Raw genomic sequence first — 19,928 nt, 5'->3', positions numbered from 1 at the left:
AATAGGCCGCCAGAATAATCGTCCAGCGATAAGGGTTAACCGGTATACGACAACAAATGGTCGACAAACGGCTATTTTGGGGTAAAAGCGGCTGTTTAGCGATGGTATTTTGTTGTTTGTCGATAATGTGGCCGCTTAATAGGCAAACACGCTCTGTTTAGCTATTTTCGGGTAGGTAATGACCAAACGTATGCAACGTCTGAACAAAGAATTTGTCTTCTCTAATCAGCCGCGTTATCGGCTGGCCAGACATGGTTTGTTCTGGCTGACCTGGATGCTGTTTTTTGCGTTTATGTACGGTTTTCTACCGGCAAATTACCTGATGCGACAAGGGTTAGACTGGCCACAGGCACTCGTGCGTGGGTTTGGTTGGTCAGCTCTCGATTCAACGCTGTTTATGCCCGCCCATATGTTTTTCGCGTATAGTATTGCTTACTGGCTTGTGCCAACATTCTTGCTGAAAGGCCGATACGGTTGGGCGGTTCCGGCGGTGGTGTTGCTGATTGTTCTGACGTCTTTGTTTTCAGCCACACTTACTACGTTTGTGGTCGATCCGCTGCATATTCGGTTAGGACTTCGCCCGTCGGGAAATAGCTTCTTTTTTGCCATGATGGCCGGTCTTCGGGGAGCTTTAACGATTGGGGGATTTGCGGGGGCTATCAAACTGGTGAAAGCCTGGTATCTGAAACAGGAAGCGTATTTACAGATTGATCGGGAGAAATTACAGGCCGAACTGCAGTTGCTGAAATCGCAGGTGCATCCGCATTTTTTATTCAATACGCTGAATAATCTCTATGGGCTCACATTACGTAAATCAGACCACTCGCCAACGGTTGTGCTGAAACTATCGGAACTACTCAGTTATATGCTCTACGACTGCAATGCTGCCGAAGTTTCGCTTCAGAAAGAAATTGCGTTTATGCGGAATTACATTTCACTGGAGCAGATGCGTTATGCCGAACGGCTCGATATTTCGGTGAATATGTCGGGCGATTATGGTGATAAGCAGATTGCACCGCTATTGCTGATTCCATTTCTCGAAAACGCTTTCAAGCACGGTGTAAGTGAACAGCTTGAGCAGGCCTGGATGCACGTCGAACTGCTGTTGCAGGATAATACGTTGAAATTCAAGGTGATCAATAGCCGCGAAGAGCTTGAACCCAGCGATACGTCGGTTGGCGGTATCGGCTTGCAGAATGTGAAGAAACGTCTGCAATTACTGTATCCAAACCGCCATGACTTGCGAATTACGGTAGAAGCTGAAACGTATATGGTAAGCTTGACGATGGAATTGATTCCGGAAATTACGCTGACTAGTTCACCCAAAACTGAGCTTATCGAAGCTGCTTAACCGTTACGTATATGGCGCTACGTTGCCTCCTTGTTGATGATGAACCGCCCGCGCTGGAGGTTATTGAGTCGCACATCAGTAATATCGATCATCTGGAAATTGTTGGGAAATGCCACAATGCTATTCAGGCGTTCAGTGTATTGCAGGCTACTTCTGTTGACCTGATGTTTCTTGACATTAAAATGCCGAAACTGCTCGGTACCGATTTTGTTCGCAGCCTGCGTAACCCGCCGAAAGTCATCTTCACAACGGCCTACCGTGAATTCGCGCTCGACGGTTTCGAACTCGACGTAGTGGATTATCTGCTGAAACCAATTTCGTTCGAGCGGTTTTTGCGGGCAGTTTCTAAAGTGATGCGTGTTGAGCAACTTCCTGTTTTTCAGAGCCAACCTGAATCGCTCCACGGAACGACTGATAAACCCGGTGCTACGTCCGAACAGGCGTTTCTTTACTTTCGGGTCGATCGGAAAATGGTGAAGGTATTTCTTCACGATATTCTGTACGTCGAAAGTTTGAAAGATTACGTCAAAATCGTTACGTCGCAGGGGCGCCCGCTGGTTGTGAAGCAAAGTATCAGCTCGCTCGAAGAAATGTTACCCGAAACGGGTTTCCTCCGTATTCACCGTTCGTATATCGTCGCCGTTGATAAAATCGCGGCTTTCACGCCCAATTCTATCGACATTGCCGGGCAGGAATTACCGATTGGCCGACTGTATCATAAGGAAGTGGGGCGCGTGCTGAAAATAGGTATAGAGTAAAAAAACGTTTGGGCATACGTAGTGAACGTAGTATGCCGATACTTATTACCGCTTTTGCTTCTGGTATGGGTAGTCACTACGTATCATCTGTCTATGAATAGGGCCCGTAAGCAAGTTCTGCAACTCCTCATTTTTTTTGTGTTGAGTCTGGTTTATAGCCTGTATGCGCAGGCAAAGCCGCCAAAATTTCGGGTCATTGCGTTTTACACGGCGCAGAACGACCGAGCACATATCAGCTACGTTCAGGAGGCTAATCGGTGGTTTCCGAAAATGGCCGCGCGGTATAATTTCTTATACGATTCGACCAGCAACTGGAATAATCTGAATGCGGATTTTCTGGCTAACTATCAGGTTGTTATTTTTCTGGATACGCGCCCTGAAGAGCCAGCACAACGCGAAGCGTTCCAGAAATATATGGAAACTGGGGGCGGCTGGTTGGGTTGCCATTTTGCCGCTTTCGCCTTAACGCCCTCAAAATACCCGCAAAACTGGGATTGGTATCACAACGAATTTTTGGGATCTGGTTCGTATAAAAGCAATACGTGGCGGCCCACATCGGCCATCTTACGCATCGAGGATCGGAAACACCCGGTTATGAAGCATGTTCCCGTTACGTTTAAAACGGCGCCAAACGAGTGGTATCGGTGGGTGAACGATTTGCGAAAAAATCCGGATATAACCGTTCTGGCATCAATCGACTCGTCCAGTTTTCCGCTCGGAACAGGCCCTAAACCGCATGAAATCTGGCACAGTGGCGATTATCCAGTGGTCTGGACAAACAAAAAATACCGGATGCTTTACGTGAATATGGGGCACAACGATATTGACTATGAAGGTAAAACCAATAAAGAATTATCGTCTTCATTTTCGAGTGAGCCCCAGAATAAACTTCTAATCAACGCGCTTCTATGGCTGGGGGGCCGGAAAAAGTAGATGCTACGTAATGCTACGGCATAGCATTTGTTTCGTAGATGCTTGGTAGAACATGACTACTGACAATCATTCTTATTTGTATTTTTACAGGTTGTAACCCATAGAAAACAAGAAATAGGTGTTTGATCTATTGGGGTAACTTGTACGTAGCGTATGGTAAATTCTGACGAGGCATTCATTGATAAATTGCAGGAGCTGATTGACAGAGATTTATCAGATTCGTCTTTGTCAACGGATGCTATTTGTCGGGAAATGGGCGTCAGTCGGTCCAAACTACATCGGTTGGTTAAAGACCATACAGGGCTTCCGGTCAGTTTGTTTATTCGCCAGTATCGGCTGGAAAAAGCCAAATATCTGATTAAAACGACCGATTTACGCATGGCAGAAATTGCTGAGCAGGTTGGTATTTCGAATCCGCAAAATTTTAGCAAGTATTTCACCGAAACATTTGCCGTTAGCCCTAGCGAATTCAGAAAACAGAAGCCTGATGCTGACTCTCTGACACCTGATGCTGAACGGGTAGTTGCCGATGACGTAGCACTAACAGAACCAGAGTCCACAACCCAGCCAGCAGATTCTCGGCCGGTAACGTATCAAAAACGTCGGAATCGTTACGTAGTGCCGGGGATGGTCATAGCGGTTGTGGCTGGTTTGGCACTGTTTATCTGGCTACAGGTTAGTAGCCAGGCGCATGGTGAGCAAACGTCATTGAAAGCAAGCCGATCCATTGCCGTTCTTCCTTTCAAAAACATGGGGTTGGCCGAAGCGGAACCGCTGGTGGAAGGTATCACTGATGATTTGCACACGGTATTGTCGTTGATGGATTCACTCAAAGTCATTGCCCGCACCTCGTCAGACCAGTATCAGAATACCAAAAAGACGGTTTGGCAGATTGGCGATGAATTGGAAGTAGCTAACCTGCTGAAAGGTAGTGTGTTGAAAAATGGAAATCAGCTTCAGATTAAACTCGAACTGATTCGAACCAACGACGATATCCGACTCTGGACGAAAACATACCGGGGGCCATACACAGATATTTTTCGGCTGACCGACCAGATGGGGCGGGAAGTCTTACAACAACTCAATCCGGCTGTAGGGCTGCATACGCACGCTGTTGTACGCCCTGTACCCACCACCAATACGCTTGCTTATAATGCGTTTTTGCAGGGGCGTCAGCTCATGCTTACACGCTCGGAGGATAAACTTCGGGCTGCGATTGACCAATTTGATGATGCGATTCAACTCGATGCTCGTTTTGCCGATGCCTATGCCTACAAAGCGGTATGCTACCAGTTACTGATCGACATGGGCTACGCAACGGGGCAGGCAAACTGGAATCTGGGAAAGCAAAACGCCTTGACGGCTATTCAATTCGACAGTACCAACAGCACCGCCTATGCTACGTTGGGTAGTTTGTATGCAATCGTTTTTCAGTGGAAGCAGGCTGAAACGGCCTTCCGGCAGGCACTACGGTACAATACCAACGATGCGCAGGCTAATTACTGGTATAGCCTGCTGCTACGTTCGGTAGGCCGGTTCAACGAAGCGTTGACCTATAGTACTAAAGCACGTACGCTTGATCCACTGTATCCGGTTATTTCGACCGGCCATGCACTAAACTGTGTCTATGCAGGGCGTTTCGATCTGGCCGACCAAAGTCTGGCTGATAGCAAGCTGCTTTTCGGAGATTCGTTTCTGTATGCATTGGTACAGGCCATTAACGGGCTGGCTAAAAACGACTATGCTAACGCAGCACGCGCCTATCAGGAGGCACTACGTCTGAACCCCAGTTTTACGACCCAATTACCCTCTCTGTATTATTGCGAAGCCCGTTTGGGACAACCTGCCCGTGCCCGCTCGTATCTCACTACGTTGCCCGAGACACCACAGGTCTGTTATAATAAAGCGGTTGTCTACGCCGGTCTGGGTGATCATGCCAATTGCCTGCGTTACCTCCGACAAGCCGCCGATGCTGGATTTATCTATCGCGACCTGCTGGCATTTCCTGTCTTTCGGCCCTATCACCGCGATCCGATTTTTCGCGCTATCCTGCGCCAGTATAACCTTCCCGACCCCACCTCAATCAGACGATGAGCTGGCCAAAACCAAATTTGGGACAATAGACTAAGTGCTGACACAATAGACTAAGTTTTTGACACAATACACTAAGTCCGCCAACGCCTGATGGGGTAAGTTTGTGATTAACAATTGACCGTTTTAGTAGCCTTCTCCCCATGGTCAGTTGGTTCCGAATCTCCCTACCCGGTATGCTTTTATCTCCACCATTTCTGCCTTCGCACCGGCTGTGGCTGCTGGTGCTGATCGGCCTGCTGACGACTTGTCGGCAAACCGATCAGGCGGCTCTTGAAGCGCTTCAGTTGGCCAATACCCAGTTGGTGAAACAACTACAGCGATGCCTCAATCAACAGGATCGACAGGGGCTGAGTCGGCTATTTGCCGATGAGGTACGGTGTAAAGATGCCACGACTCAATACGACGAAGTGATGCGTCCGCGCCAGCAGGTGCTTAGCATGTATCATCCCCCGGGTACGTCTGTTCCGTTTCTGGAAATCACCCAGCTATACGTAGCAAGCCAGCATCAGGTGGTGGCCGAAGGGTGGTTGCGGGGTAAGGGTCCGGTATGTGTGATTTACACCATCGAACAGGCCCAGATTACCCGACAATACACGTATTAACGAAACCGGTCACTACGTACTGAACCAATCCCACTAACTCTTACCGCATACAAAACCACGATGAAATCAATTCTCCCTCTTTTTTACGTTTTACTTCTAATTTTCCCCCTGCTGAGTCAGGGGCAAACCATCCGCTATGTGAAACTCAGTGGGACGCAGGCTGCGAGTACGGCCACGAGTTGGACCAACAGTACGTCTGATTTACAAGGAGCCATCAATGCCAGCGCATCGGGCGATCAGGTCTGGGTGGCCGCTGGTACTTACAAGCCCACTACATCCACCACCAATCGGAGTGCCCGTTTCTCGATGAAGAATGGGGTGGCTATTTATGGCGGCTTCGCGGGCACCGAAACCAGTCTGAATCAGCGTCCGGTGGTCAATCCGGTGAGTGGTCAGCCCTCCAGCACCACCCTCTCAGGCGACATCGACAATGATGGAACGCTGACTGGTAATACGTACACTCTGATCTACAACGACTTATATCTTAATGGTACGGCTCTCCTCAATGGATTCGTCATTGCCGGCGCCAATAATCAAACTAGTTTTGGTGGGGCGATGTATAACTACTACAGCGGCACTCCTACAGTGACCAACTGTACGTTCCTGAACAATTACGCGCTTCAGGGTGCGGGGATGCACAATTTGGGCAGCAGCCCGATGCTGACAAACTGCTCTTTCCTGGATAATTCAGCCTACGATGGCGGTGGAGCGATGTATAACAATAACAGCAGCCCATCGGTGACCAACTGTACGTTCCAGAGAAACACTGCTACGCGAGGTGGGGCGGTGTTCATCTTTACTAGTATCAACCTGTTGCTGACCAACTGTACGTTCCAGAGAAACACCGCTACGCAGGAGGGGGGAGCTATTAACAGCGAAAACAGTACGAATAGTACTCTGATCAACTGTGCTTTTCTGAACAATCAGGCTACTAACTACGGTGGTGCGATTAATAACTATGGGGGTACGCTTCGGGCGATCAACAGTTCCTTGCAGAACAATACCGCTTCGCTGGGGGCCGGCATTTTTACCGGTAGTGGTATGTCCATCCTGACCAACAGTGTGGCCTTCGGCAACGGGGGCAGCAAAACATTCTTTTATACGGGTAACACTGGAATTACAGTTAGCTACAGTTTGTTCGAACCTGGGGTAACAGGCTACACCAACGCAGGCAATAACCTGACTACTACCACGTCGCCCTTTACCAGTACGGCCACCGTAGCCCTTCATGGTTGTTCCCTCGCCATTAACGCAGGCAACAATGCGGCCTACACCTCGGCCAGCGGACCTTCTACCGACTTAAATGGGCAGCTTCGTACTTACAATAACGGCACTATCGATATGGGTGCTATCGAATATCAGACCACGCCTACGATTAGCCTGAGCATTCCTACAGTAAATATCGCTCCGATTGATAGTCTGTTCAGTCAGCCATTTACGGCATCGGGCGGCACGGCTCCCCACAGCTTTAGTCTGATCCGGGGAAGTTTGCCCGCTGGTTTGACTCTGTCCAGCACGGGGGTACTTTCTGGCACACCCACCCAGGTCGGTAGTTATTCTATGACGGTTCGGGTTACCGATGCCACGGGTTGCATAGCCCTGAGTAGCGTTTATAGCCTGACGACCTATTCGCCCATTCGCTACGTTAAATCGGGAGCCAGCGGTAATGGAAACTCCTGGGCCGAGGCATCGGGCGATTTACAGGGTCAGATCAATATTACCAATGCCAGACAGGTTTGGGTGTCGGCTGGTACTTACAAGCCCACGGGCGATCCCTATTATAGGGGGGGCAGCATCTCGATGAAGAACGGAGTGGCCATTTATGGAGGCTTTGTGGGCACAGAAACCAGCCTGAGCCAGCGTCCGACGATTAATCCGGTAAGTGGGCAGCCTTCCAGCACCACCCTTTCGGGCGACATCGATAATGATGGCACCCAAACGGGCAATAGTTTTCAGATTATTAATAACAATGGTCTAAATGCCACCGCCATCCTTAATGGCTTTGTCATAACCGGCGGCAATGGTGGGTCTAATGATTACGGTGGAGGGATAAACAACGTTGGCAGCAGTCCAACGCTGACCAACTTAAGCTTTCAGAACAATTTCGCCGGTCGGGGCGGGGCGTTGTACAACAAAGAGAATAGCAATCCGACAGTGACCAACTGCGTCTTTCAGGCTAACAGTGCTTCGCAGGAGGGTGGTGCCATCGACAATCAGGATGGTACAGTTACGCTGATCAACTGTGCTTTCCTGAATAATCAGTCTACTGGCACTGGTGGGGCCATTCAGAACTTTAGGTCGGTGCTTCGGGTAATCAACTGTACCTTTCAGAACAATACCGCTTCATTGGGAGGAGCTATTCATACCTTCAACGGCGGAGCCACTTTGACCAATTGTGTAGCCTTTGGCAACGGAGGCAGCAATACGTTCACCAGGGAGGTTAATGACGGCACTCCCAGTGAATTTACGGCTACATACAGTTTGTTCGAACCCTCGTCGGTAACGGTAATCGGGATGAATGTGAGCGGGCCGGGGAACCTGACGACGCTCTCTTCGCCCTTTGCCAGCACCGCCACTGTAGCGATCAATGCCTGCGCTCTGGCTATTAACTCGGGTAGTAATGATGCCTATACGTCGGCCAGTGGCCCCGCTACCGATCTGAGTGGGCAAAATCGCTACTACAACAACGGTACTATCGACATAGGTGCTGTTGAGTATCAGGGTGCACCCAATCTTCAACTAGTTTTTACGGCCCAACCCGTGGCCAACTCCGCTGTTTGTGTAGGGGCTAACGTAACGGCCAGCATCAGCGTGTCGGGAACAGGTCCTTTTACGTATCAGTGGTACAAAGACTCTTTTAGCACACCCGTTAGCAGTCAGACAGCCGCTACGTTGTCGCTGAACAATGTACAAACCAGCGATGAGGGTAGTTACTCGGTGGTGGTGACGGGCGCCTGTAACAGTGTGACCTCTACGGCGTTTAGTTTGACGGTCAATAGCGCACCTGTTGCCTCGCTCTCGGCGAGTGGTCCACTCACCTGCGATACCCCAACGGTGGTGTTGACCGCCAGTGGGGGTAGTACGTATCAGTTCAGCACAGGGACTACTCATTCTGGGCCGGGCAGCCATACGGCTACGGTGAGTCAGGCGGGAGTTTACTCGGTAACGGTAGTGAGTTCGGCAGGTTGTTCGGCGATTGCATCGACGACGGTTACGGTGGATCAAACCCCACCATCGGTCGTTATTCTTCTCTCCTCTGCTACGTTGAGCTGTGCCAACCCGATGGTGAGTTTAAGCGCGGTGGGTGGTAGCACGTATCAGTGGAGCACAGGTGCTACTACGTCCTCGATCAGTGCTACGTTGGCAGGAACCTATTCCGTTACGTTGACAGGCGCCAATGGCTGTAGTTCTTCGGCAACCATCACCATTAGTCAGGATACCAACCCGCCTGTATTCAGTATTAACCCAAGTACCGGAACGCCGGCTGGTGCTACGTTGACCTGCGCCACGCCGGTGGTGAGTTTAACCGCAGTAGGAACGGGAACGTATCGATGGAGTACGGGCGCTACTACGTCGGCCGTCTCGGTGAGTGTGGCTGGTACGTATTCCGTTACGCTGACGGGGGCGAATGGTTGCTCGAGTATGGCGTCTATTGGTGTGGCTGCCGATCGAACGCCCCCTTCGATCAGTATCAATCCGACCGGTACTACGTTGAGTTGCACCACTACGTCGGTAAATTTAAGTGCGGTGGGTGTTGGCACGTATCGGTGGAGTACGGGCGCCACTACGTCTACTATCAGTGCTACATCGGTGGGTACGTATTCGGTTACCTTGACCGGTTCCAATGGCTGTAGTGCAATGGCTTCAGCTTCCGTTACGTATCAGAACTGTGTGCCAACAGTAGCCAATGTGATTCCACCGCTGTCGGTGACAGCGGGACAGGCGTTTAGCTACACCATCCTCGCCACTACGTTCACCGATGCCGAAACGCCAAACAATCTGAGTTTGTCGATGGTGGGACTACCGGCCGGATTGAGTTTTGTCGCACCAGTTACGATTACCGGGACCGCTTCGGCATCTGTCAGTACTTTCTATAGTGTGACCGTGATTGCTACTGATCCAGCAGGTGGGTCTGTGGCCACAATTCTGACCCTGATTGTCGTGAACCCAGGAAGTTGCGGGAGTATGTTTACGCTGAAAGCGGGCAATTGGAATGAGGCCAGTGTGTGGTCGTGTGGTCGTATCCCATTGATTACCGATGCTATAACGCTGCATCATGGGGTGAGTTTACCACCTACTTATCAGGGACAAGCCTTACGGGTGATGTACTCAGCCACCGGGCGATTGCTTTTTGGGACCAGCAGTCGGTTAAGGCTGGGGGGTAATTAATAATCCACTTCTGTCAGGTGATCATTGAACGTACCAACGAGCGGGCATGGCTCAATGATCACCTCCACAGTTGCCATGAACACTATTTCAGGAAGCGGGAAACGTTCTCTCTTTTGCCAATGAAACCCACACCCCGCTTACCAACCCATCCGGCCACAGGTGTCCCTCAGGTGAGCTGTCTGGTGGCCGAAGGCAACTACACGCACCTCTATTTTCACGACGGCGGTCATTATCTGTCGGCCCTTACGTTGGGTAAAGTATGCCAACGGTACCCGTATCTGGTGCGGCTCAACAAAGGGCTGGCGGTTGATCCGGCTTTGATTGTGGATTGGCACATTCCCGGTCGCAATCAGTTTGTGGTCATTTTGCAGGGCGGGGTAAGGGAACAGGTCGTTACGGTGTCCCGTCGTCGTATCAGTCAGGTGAAACAGGTATTAAGCAGGCTCAACGGTGATAAGTAAATTCGCTAAACATGTCTTTCCAAATAGCAAGTAGTTTGTTCGTTTCCTATCTCCATGAATGGACGTTTTGAGGGTCACTTTCTGACGAGAAATAGAGCACCCTTTCTAGTTTATTTTCACTACGTTGCCTGACCTCCACCTCAATCAGACGATGAGCAAGTCAAACTCCCAAATTTGGGATAATAGACTAAGTACTGACACAATAGACTAAGTTTTTGACACAATACACTAAGTCCGCCAACGCCTGATGGGGTAAGTTTGTGGCCAACAATTGACCGTTTTTTACCATTCTCCCGGCGGCTAATCGGTTCAAAATCTCCCTACCCGGTATGCTTTTATTTACACCATTACTGACCGGACACCGGCTGTGGCTGATGGTGTTGATCGGACTGCTGACGACTATCAACATCAGATTTCCCGACAATACAGCTATTGACGGCCAACTCGCTGTCGCCTATACCTTTCGTTTATGCCTTCTTTTTACTTACCAATCTCTCCTGATTCGGCCTCTTGCCGGTGACTTTTCCTCCATTCCCACGACATATGAAGCCTTTTTATACCTCTTTTTTACCGACTGCACTTCGATCAGCTCGTTCTCAAGCGAATCCGTTTTTCCGACAATCTGACCGGGATAGATACTGTTTACTGAGGTTGGGGGTGGTGATCGTTTTACTTACCGGATTGAGCCGTCAAGTACAGGCACAGGCACTGTGTTTTCAAACAGTCACCAATACTCGGGTGGGGAATTATCCCTCTTCAGTAGCGGTGGCGGACTTCAATGGCGATGGTCGCCCCGATGTGGTTACTGCCAATAATGCTGTTAATGGCAGTGTATCAGTGTTGCTGAGGACAGGCGCGACCACCTTTGCCGCCAAAACCGACTTTTCGATGACGGGGGAGCCCTGGGCGGTGGCGGTAGGGGACTTTAATGGCGATGGCAAAACCGATGTGGTCACCACTAATTCTGATGGCAGCAACATATCGGTGCGGTTGGGTACAGGCACAGGCTCTTTTGGCAATAAGGCCGACTTTACGGTAGGCACTAGACCTATGTCGGTGGCAGTGGGGGACTTCAATGGGGATGGAAAAACCGATTTGGTCACCGGCAATTATAACAGCAACAACATATCGGTGCTACTGGGTACGGGCAATGGCACCTTTGAACCCAAAGCTGACGTTACGGTGGGGGCGGCCCCCAATTCGGTGGCAGTAGGGGACTTCAATGGCGATGGCAAAACCGATCTGGCCGTCGCCGATTTCCAAAACAACGGATCGAACATATCGGTGCTACTGGGCACAGGCAACGGCACCTTTGAATCCAAAACCGACTTTCCCGCAGGGAATGCCTCCGGTTCGGTGGCGGTGGGGGACTTCAATGGCGATGGCAAAACCGATCTGGTAACCGCCAATTATTGGGGTAGCTCCGTCTCGGTGCTGTTGGGTACGGGCACAGGCAGCTTTGGGGCCAAAACCGACTTTCCGGTAGGGAATACACCAAATTCGGTGGCAGTGGGAGATTTTAATGGCGATGGCAAAACCGATCTGGTCACTGCCAATTTTTCTGTCAACAACGTATCAGTGCTGCTGGGTACGGGCACGGGTACCTTTGGGTCCAAAACCGACTTTCCGGTGGGGGGTGGCCCCAATTCAGTGGCAGTGGGGGACTTCAATAGCGATGGCAAAACTGACCTGACAACCGCCAATTTTAACACCGACAACGCATCGGTTCGGCTGAACTGCACGGTATTTCCACCGAACCTGGTTACTTCAGCCACCCCCAACCCCGTTTGTGCAGGAACTACAACCACCCTGTCGGTCACCGCGTCTGGTGGAACCGCCCCCTACTCCTACACCTGGGCAGCTCCCGCCGGTATCATCCTCTCGGCGACCTCAACCAGTGCCGTATCGGCCAGTGTGGGTACGGCTGTGAGTGGCCTCCAAACCTTTACCCTTACCGCAGCGTCATCGGGCGGCTCACCTACGAGCACCAGTCTGGTCACGGTATCGGTGAATGCTGTCCCGACCAACGCCAGCCTGACCAGTGGTGTGCTCACCTGCGCCAATACCAGCGTTACGTTGACGGCCTTGGCTACCAATGGAAGCACCTATACGTTTAGTGCTGGAGCCATCCAGATCGGTACGTCGAATCAGGCCGTGGTCAACCAGCCGGGCACCTATTCGGTCATCGTTGCCAATGCCAGCGGCTGTACGGCTTCGGCCAGTTCGACGGTAGTCAATGAGATGACCTCTACCCTCACCTGGACGGGGCAAACCAGTACCAACTGGAACGTAGCGAACAACTGGTGTCCGGCCCGCGTACCGCTGACCACCGACGACGTGGTGATTCCATCTTCACCCACTAATCAGCCGGTTCTGAGCACGACGGCGGTGGCTAAGTCGGTAGAGGTGCAGAGTGGGTCCTCGCTGAGTATCACGGCTGAGGGCAGTTTGACCATCAACGGCTCGAAAAGCATAGGCGGCACTATAACAGGCTTTTATAACAACGGCTCGGTCAATAACAACGGGCAGTTGGTGCTGGGCAACACGGCTTCGGTGGGACAATTTGGGCTTGTGAACCGGGCTACGTTCAACAACAATCCGGGGAGCAGCATTTCCATCGATCGGGCGAATTTTGTGGGATTGTTGAACCAAGATGGCACCTTCACCAATTCGGCTCAAATTACGATCGGTGCCATTGTTTCAGGGGGCAGCATTGGTTTGAATAACTATGGTCCCTTTATTAATAACTCAGGGGGCAGCATCGCCATCGACCATACAAGTAGTAGTGGTTTATTTAATTATAATAACTTCACCAATTTGGGTCAGCTAATGATTGGTGCCAACGCTTCAGTAGGGGACTATGGTATTTCTAATCGAGCTACCTTTACTAATAATTTCGGAGGCAGCATCGCCATTGACCGGGTAAATCTTACGGGCTTGTTGAATCAAACTGGCACGTTCACCAATTCGGCTCAGCTAACGATTGGCGCCATCGCTTCGGTAGGCAGTGAGGGCGTTCGGAATCTAGCTACCTTCAATAACTCGGGATGTGGGGCCTTGCTCAACGTAGTAGCTAATATTACCAACTTCAGCAGCTTCTCCAACAGCGGTACGATCATCAAGAACGCCAGTGGCAACAGCAGCATCTCTACCAACACCGGTATTATCCAGAACCTCAACGGGGGTACGTTCTCGGTCAGCGGTACGAACACGGGCGTAGTGACCACCTCTTCGGGTGTTCTGTGGACGGGTTGCACCTCCACCGATTGGAACACGCCTGCTAACTGGTCGGCTGGACGGGTACCCCTAACCACCGACGACGTGGTGATTCCCTCTTCACCCACTAATCAGCCGGTTCTGAGCATGACGGTGGTGACCAACTCGGTGGAGGTGCAGAGCGGAGTTTCGCTCTCCATCACCGCTGGGGGCAGTTTAAGTATCAACGGCTCAAAAAGTATCAACGGCACTACGATGGCCTTTTGTAACAACGGCACGGTCAGCAACAGCGGGCAGTTGGCCATTGGTACCATCGCTTCGGTGGGGTATTATGGTTTGTCTAACTATTCTACCTTCACCAATAATCCGGGGGGCATCATCTCCATCGACCGGGCATTTAGTAGCGGTTTGTATAATTATAGTGGCACCTTCACCAATTCGGGTCAGCTAACGATTGGCGCCATTGCTTCGGGGGGACAATATGGCCTTGAGAACCGATCTACCTTCACCAATAATCCGCAGGGGCACATCACCATCGACCGAGCAACTCATAGCAGTTTGTATAATTATAGTGGCACCTTCACCAATTCGGGTCAGCTAGCGATTGGCGCCAACGCTTCGGTGGGCTCCTTTGGTCTTTGGAACTGGACTACGTTCAACAATAATCCTGGGGGGAGCATTGCCATCGACCGAGCAAGTGTTTCTGGTTTGTATAATTATAGTGGCACCTTCACCAATTCAGCTCAAATTACCATTGGAGCCATCACTCCGGTGGGTGTCCTTGGCATTTGGAACGTGGCCACCTTTAACAACTCGGGTTGTGGGGCCTTGCTCAACATAGTAGCTAATGCCGTCATTGAGAACAAAGAAAGCTTCTCCAACAGCGGTACGATCATCGAGAACGCCATTGGCAACAGCAGCATCTCCACCAACACCGGTATTATCCAGAACCTCAACGGGGGGGTCTTCACCGTTGGAACAGGGAATCAACCCCTGAGTGTGAGTGCCACCAATCCCACCACCTGCACGCCCTCTAATGGCTCATTGACCATCTCGGGCCTGCACGCCAACACGACCTATGCACTCAGCTACACCGTCGATGGGAACGCCACTACCGTTAGTCCGGCTCCTGTTAGTGATGCTAATGGACAGTTTGTGGTCGGCAATCGGGGAGCGGGTGTATACAGTCTGGCTTTGAGTGGCAGTTGTGTAGCGCAAACCCTTCCACTGTCGGCTACCCTCACCATGCCCGCCAGTCCGACCCTGATTACCCAACCGACAGCGGGTACGGCCGTTTGTGTCGGCAGCCCAGTATCGACCTCTGTAAACGTATCGGGAACCGGTCCATTTACCTATCAATGGTATAAAGATGGCTTGGATGTCAATGGGCAAACGAGTGCTACGTTGTCGCTGACCAATGTGCAGACGGTAGCTGGGGGAAGTTACTCGGTAGTGGTGACGGGAGCCTGTAACAGTGTGACGTCTACAGCGTTTAGTTTGACCGTTAATAGCTCACCTGTTGCCTCGCTCTCTAATAACGGTCCGCTTACCTGCGATCAACCAATGGCGATTTTGACGGCAAGCGGAGGCAGTACGTATCAGTTCAGCGCTGGAGCTACCCATTATGATCCGGCCAATAATACGGCTACGGTGAGTCTGGGGGGTGTTTACTCGGTAACCGTATTGAATGCTGCCGGTTGTTCTGCCGTTGCCTCGACTACGGTCACTGTCGATCAAACACCGCCTGTGGCTAGTATTCAGCCCGCATCCGCTACGTTAACCTGTACCACTCCGGTGGTGAACTTGAGTGCGGTGGGTGTTGGTACGTATCGGTGGAGTAATGAGGGCACTACGTCCGCCATTAGTGTTACGTCGGCCAATACGTATTCAGTTACGGTAACGAGTGCGAACGGCTGCTCAGGTACGGCTACAATCAACGTGAGTGCCGATCAAACGTCTCCCTCCTTACTGCTTAACCCTCAGAGTACTACGTTGACTTGCACCACCACAGCGGTGAGTTTAACAGCGGTGGGTATGGGCACGTATCGATGGAGTAACGGAGCTACTACGTCTGCCATCTCGGTGAGTATGGCTGATACGTATTCGGTTACGTTGACAGGAGCCAATGGTTGTTCGAGTACAGCTATTGCTAGTGTGAGTATCGATCAAACTCCCCCGTCAATCAGCATTGCCCCATCAATCGGAACGCCAAGCGGTGTTACGTTGACCTGCACCACTCCGGTGGTGAACTTGAGTGCGGTGGGTGTTGGTACGTATCGGTGGAGTACGGGGGCTACTACGTCCGCCATTAGCGTTACGTCGGCCAATACGTATTCAGTTACGGTAACGAGTGCGAACGGCTGCTCAGGTACGGCTACAATCAACGTGAGTGCCGATCAAACATCTCCCTCCTTACTGCTTAACCCTCAGAGTGCTACGTTGACTTGCACCAATACAGCGGTGAGTTTAACAGCGGTGGGTATGGGAACGTATCGGTGGAGCACAGGTGCTACTTCTGCGGTCATCTCAGCTACGTCGGCAGGTACGTATTCCATTACGTTGACAGGGGCGAATGGCTGTAGCGCTACGGCTACTACGTCTATTAGTCTGAACAATACGCCCCCGTCGGTAAGCATTGCCCCAACGAATGCTACGTTGACCTGTGCCACAACAGCAGTCAGTTTAAGTGCGGTGGGTGTTGGTACATATCGGTGGAGTACGGGAGCTACAACTCAGGTGATTAGTACTACGTTGGCGGGGGCTTACTCGGTTACGTTGACGGGAGCCAACGGCTGTTCGAGTACTGCTACGGTCAGCATAAGTCAGGACCAAACTCCGCCATCCTTAACCATTAGCCCATCTATAGGAACGCTGACTTGTACGAATCCAGTCGTTAGCCTGTCGGCGGTGGGCGCTGGTACGTATCGGTGGAGTAATGGGGGCACTACGTCGGTGATTAGTACTACGTTGTCGGGAGCGTATTCGGTTACGTTGACGGGAGCCAATGGGTGTTCAAGCACAGCATCAGCCAATGTTAGTGTTGACCAAACACCCCCTTCGCTCACGATTGTCTCCAGTAGTGCTACCTTAAGTTGCGCCACTACGTCAGTGAGTTTGAGTGCTGTAGGTGTGGGCACGTATCGGTGGAGTACGGGGGCCACTACGTCCGCCATTAGCGTTACGTCGGCCAATACGTATTCGGTAACACTGACGGGCGCCAATGGGTGTTCGAGAACGGCTAGTGTCAGTGTTGGCTATCAGAATTGTGCCCCGACGGTCGCTAATGTGCTTCCTCCTCAATCCACTACGTTGGGCAATGCCTTTAGCTACACCCTTCCCGCCAACACCTTCACCGATGCCGAAACACCCAATAGCCTGACCTTGTCGGTAGTAGGATTGCCAGCGGGGTTGAGCTTTGTTGCACCGAATCTGATTACGGGCGTGCCTTCCACCACGGTGGGTTCTCCCTTCAGCGTGACGGTGGTGGCGACTGATCCGGGGGGCTTGTCGGTGAGTACTACGTTTGGCCTGAGTGTTCAATCGCGTAGCTTCGCCATTTCCGGAATCACCATGCTGGATTGTAATCATGTGAGCTATTACGAACGACGTATAAACTTCACGGTTAGTTTTGAGCAGACCAACGGTCAGCCCATTAGTCTGTCGGTGGTTAATGAGACTTTGTCGATTACCATCAACGAGCCTTATCAACTGACGGTGTTTACTGACAACCCTGTGATTGTGTTTAAAGCGAGTCAGCAGGGGACCCCGGGTGAAGCTAGTTTTTCTTATAACTGGCTGTCTTACTGTTCGAATGGGAATCCGAGAGTGGAGAATCCGATACCTCCCCAGTCGGCCACGGTAGGTCAGGCATTCAGTTATCCGATACCGACCACTACGTTCACCGATGCGGAGACGCCGAGTAGTTTGAGTTTATCGGTGTTGGGTTTACCGGCGGGGTTAAGTTTGGTCTCGCCGAATGTGATTACGGGTGTGGTGTCGGCTTCAGCGAGTACGTTCTACAGTGTGACGGTGATTGCCACTGATGCGAGTGGAGGTAGAGTGAGTACGTTATGGCCGTTGAGTGTGGAGAATGGGAGTGGTTGTGGGAGCATGTACAGTGTGAAGGGGGGCGCTTGGAGTGATGCGAGTGTGTGGTCGTGTGGCCGAGTACCGTTGGTAACGGACGTAGTGACCTTGAATCATACGGTAAGCTTACCGGCGAGTTACGTGGGTCAGGCGCAGCGAGTGATTTACACATCAACCGGGCGACTTCAATTTGCTATCAGTAGCCGATTGAGACTTGGTACTAATTAGCGTAGTGAAATCTCAAACCGTCAAGGCCGATTTTTTATGTTCGGCTTTGGCGGTTTGAGTGAGGTGATAAACAAACCACTTTTCAGGCTTTTCGGTGTGTTACTGGTGTTGCGCCAGTCCATCGTTTAAACGCCCGACTAAAGGCGCTTAACTCATTATAACCTAGGAGATAAGAAATTTCTTTGAGCGGATATTTGCCGGACTCCAGATACGTCATGGCCAGCGATTTTCGGATTGAGTCGGCAAGTTGCTGATACGTAACACCCTCATCCTGAAGTTTGCGCTGTAAACTACGGGCGCTGGTGTTGAAATTAGCAGCTATTCCTTCGAGGGTTGGAATTCCCAAATAAGCATTAGAAATCAGGTGATTGCAAATACGTTCTTTCAGTGACGGCTCCTTACCAACGGTATTGATCAGCGCAGTTGCCTGCTGTACTAAAAATTGTTGCATATCATAATTAGCCGTTAGAATCGGTACGTTCCAGTAGTGGCCGGCAAACGTCAGACTATACGTAGCGTCGGTTTGGCCAGGTGAGCAACGTAGCACGCGAGCGTATTCCAATTCATATTCCGTTGCGTAGGGCAGAGAAACCGCTTCTGGTTTCAGTTTGGTCAGCATCAGTCCGTTAACTTCATGCAGCACGAACACCATCGCCAAGTCAAGCATTTGGCGAAGGGCAAAAGGAGCCTCAGCCGACCGGTCGGGATAAGGAATGAATCGAACGGTGAATGAATCGTTGCGCTGCACTACGTCCATGTCAAACAGATTGGTTAACAGGGGTATAAAGTCTGCCGCTTGCGTGAGCGCACTCCCAACGGTCTGGCTGGTCTGAACGATTTGCCCTACAATTCCTAAAGCTGCCAGTTGGAGCGATTCCCCAAAATGCAATCCAAAAAGTGCATCGTTACTGAGTTGACTGGCATTTTGCCATAGCGTATTAAACTGCTGGGCTGTTATGGTAGAGCCGCTACGTTGTTTAATGCCTTCCCAATCGATGTCCGAAAGCTGACAGAGATGCTCTGGCGAGAGATTGCGTTGGGCAGCATAGGCCAGCAACGTGCCAACAAATCGTAGTTGAAAATCGTCCATGATAGAAGTTTTTGCGAAGGTAAACGGAATACGTCGCCAGATTGATTCGCTGGCGTGAAATGGTAACTGATTGGCGGAATGGGGTAAGCTTTAGCCCGGTTGGTAACCCTAGTTTTGCATCAGTCAAACACTGATAATCAATCGAAATGCCATGAAGAATCAGTCAGTTACTACGTTGTTTTCGGCTCTTGCCCTATCGGCAGTGCTGCTTACTAACCAGCCCGCACAGGCACAAACCAGTCTTAAATCAACCTTAAACAAAACCAGTTTATCAACCATGAATCCATCTGACGTATTGACCGACCAGCCTGCTCAAGTTATCAAAACCTTCCTGACGTCTATACAACAAGGTGATCACCAGACTTCGGTGGCATTGATTCATCCAAATATCCAATGGAATCAACCGGGTACGAATCGTTTTTCGGGTCTTAAGAAGTCGAGTGATGCTGTTGTGCAGATGGTTGGCGGCATGATTCAGGCATCGTCGCAGACGCTACGTCTGGCTGACATAAAACAACTGACTGTCAACGGCAATAAAGTGGCCTGTCTGGTCCATTGGAAAGCCGTGATGCCCGGTGGCGGTGTATTGGATGTTCACAATATCGACGTGTATACTGTTGAGAATGGGAAGATTGTTGAAGCTACGATTTACTCGGAAGACGTTGCCCAGGAAGATGAGTTCTGGGGTAAATAGATATTACCCCACTTTACGACGTTTTG

The 19,928-nt window shown here is 50.9% G+C and carries 10 protein-coding genes; 9 read left to right on the top strand and 1 reads right to left on the bottom strand.

Features of this window, described 5'->3' with window-relative positions; genetic code table 11:
• Nucleotides 1-190: 190 nt before the first annotated feature.
• The 8 genes from ACYVD4_RS14950 (at nt 191) to ACYVD4_RS14915 (ending at nt 18,118) form a co-directional block, all read left to right on the top strand.
• Entirely contained in the window at nt 191-1,351 is a 1,161-nt protein-coding gene (locus tag ACYVD4_RS14950) for a sensor histidine kinase (protein ID WP_460946985.1), read from the top strand.
• An 11-nt stretch (nt 1,352-1,362) separates the two neighbouring features.
• Nucleotides 1,363-2,109, top strand: a complete 747-nt coding sequence (locus ACYVD4_RS14945; protein ID WP_460946983.1) for a LytR/AlgR family response regulator transcription factor — start codon at nt 1,363-1,365, stop codon at nt 2,107-2,109.
• Between the two features lie 93 nt (nt 2,110-2,202).
• Nucleotides 2,203-3,042, top strand: coding sequence for a ThuA domain-containing protein (locus tag ACYVD4_RS14940; protein ID WP_460946981.1), 840 nt, complete (start codon nt 2,203-2,205; stop codon nt 3,040-3,042).
• A 153-nt stretch (nt 3,043-3,195) separates the two neighbouring features.
• Entirely contained in the window at nt 3,196-5,136 is a 1,941-nt protein-coding gene (locus ACYVD4_RS14935) for a helix-turn-helix domain-containing protein (protein ID WP_460946979.1), read from the top strand.
• Between the two features lie 173 nt (nt 5,137-5,309).
• Complete coding sequence (locus tag ACYVD4_RS14930; RefSeq protein ID WP_460946977.1) at nt 5,310-5,738, top strand: nuclear transport factor 2 family protein; 429 nt, start codon at nt 5,310-5,312, stop codon at nt 5,736-5,738.
• A gap of 60 nt (nt 5,739-5,798) precedes the next feature.
• On the top strand, nt 5,799-10,127 hold the full coding sequence (locus ACYVD4_RS14925) for a beta strand repeat-containing protein (RefSeq protein WP_460946975.1): 4,329 nt from the start codon (nt 5,799-5,801) through the stop codon (nt 10,125-10,127).
• Nucleotides 10,128-10,144: 17 nt separating this feature from the next.
• Nucleotides 10,145-10,588: a LytTR family DNA-binding domain-containing protein gene (locus tag ACYVD4_RS14920; protein WP_460946973.1), complete on the top strand. Its 444-nt coding sequence runs from the start codon at nt 10,145-10,147 to the stop codon at nt 10,586-10,588.
• Nucleotides 10,589-11,269: 681 nt separating this feature from the next.
• Complete coding sequence (locus ACYVD4_RS14915) at nt 11,270-18,118, top strand: FG-GAP-like repeat-containing protein (protein WP_460946971.1); 6,849 nt, start codon at nt 11,270-11,272, stop codon at nt 18,116-18,118.
• A gap of 82 nt (nt 18,119-18,200) precedes the next feature.
• Here the strand turns inward: ACYVD4_RS14915 and ACYVD4_RS14910 are convergent, their stop codons facing one another.
• Nucleotides 18,201-19,208, bottom strand: coding sequence for an AraC family transcriptional regulator (locus ACYVD4_RS14910; RefSeq protein ID WP_460946968.1), 1,008 nt, complete (start codon nt 19,206-19,208; stop codon nt 18,201-18,203).
• Nucleotides 19,209-19,359: 151 nt separating this feature from the next.
• Between ACYVD4_RS14910 and ACYVD4_RS14905 the strand changes: the two genes are divergently transcribed.
• On the top strand, nt 19,360-19,902 hold the full coding sequence (locus ACYVD4_RS14905; protein ID WP_460946966.1) for a nuclear transport factor 2 family protein: 543 nt from the start codon (nt 19,360-19,362) through the stop codon (nt 19,900-19,902).
• The last annotated feature ends 26 nt before the right edge of the window (nt 19,903-19,928 follow it).

Source organism: Spirosoma daeguense, from assembly GCF_054776875.1.
This window is presented reverse-complemented; position numbering and strand designations above follow the sequence as displayed.

What these genes read in the sequence shown, in the direction of transcription:
- ACYVD4_RS14950 (WP_460946985.1), top strand. Translation starts at nt 191, where the DNA reads ATGCAACGTCTGAACAAAGAATTTGTCTTCTCTAATCAGCCGCGTTAT.
- ACYVD4_RS14945 (WP_460946983.1), top strand. Translation starts at nt 1,363, where the DNA reads ATGGCGCTACGTTGCCTCCTTGTTGATGATGAACCGCCCGCGCTGGAG.
- ACYVD4_RS14940 (WP_460946981.1), top strand. Translation starts at nt 2,203, where the DNA reads ATGAATAGGGCCCGTAAGCAAGTTCTGCAACTCCTCATTTTTTTTGTG.
- ACYVD4_RS14935 (WP_460946979.1), top strand. Translation starts at nt 3,196, where the DNA reads ATGGTAAATTCTGACGAGGCATTCATTGATAAATTGCAGGAGCTGATT.
- ACYVD4_RS14930 (WP_460946977.1), top strand. Translation starts at nt 5,310, where the DNA reads ATGCTTTTATCTCCACCATTTCTGCCTTCGCACCGGCTGTGGCTGCTG.
- ACYVD4_RS14925 (WP_460946975.1), top strand. Translation starts at nt 5,799, where the DNA reads ATGAAATCAATTCTCCCTCTTTTTTACGTTTTACTTCTAATTTTCCCC.
- ACYVD4_RS14910 (WP_460946968.1), bottom strand. Translation starts at nt 19,208, where the DNA reads ATGGACGATTTTCAACTACGATTTGTTGGCACGTTGCTGGCCTATGCT.
- ACYVD4_RS14905 (WP_460946966.1), top strand. Translation starts at nt 19,360, where the DNA reads ATGAAGAATCAGTCAGTTACTACGTTGTTTTCGGCTCTTGCCCTATCG.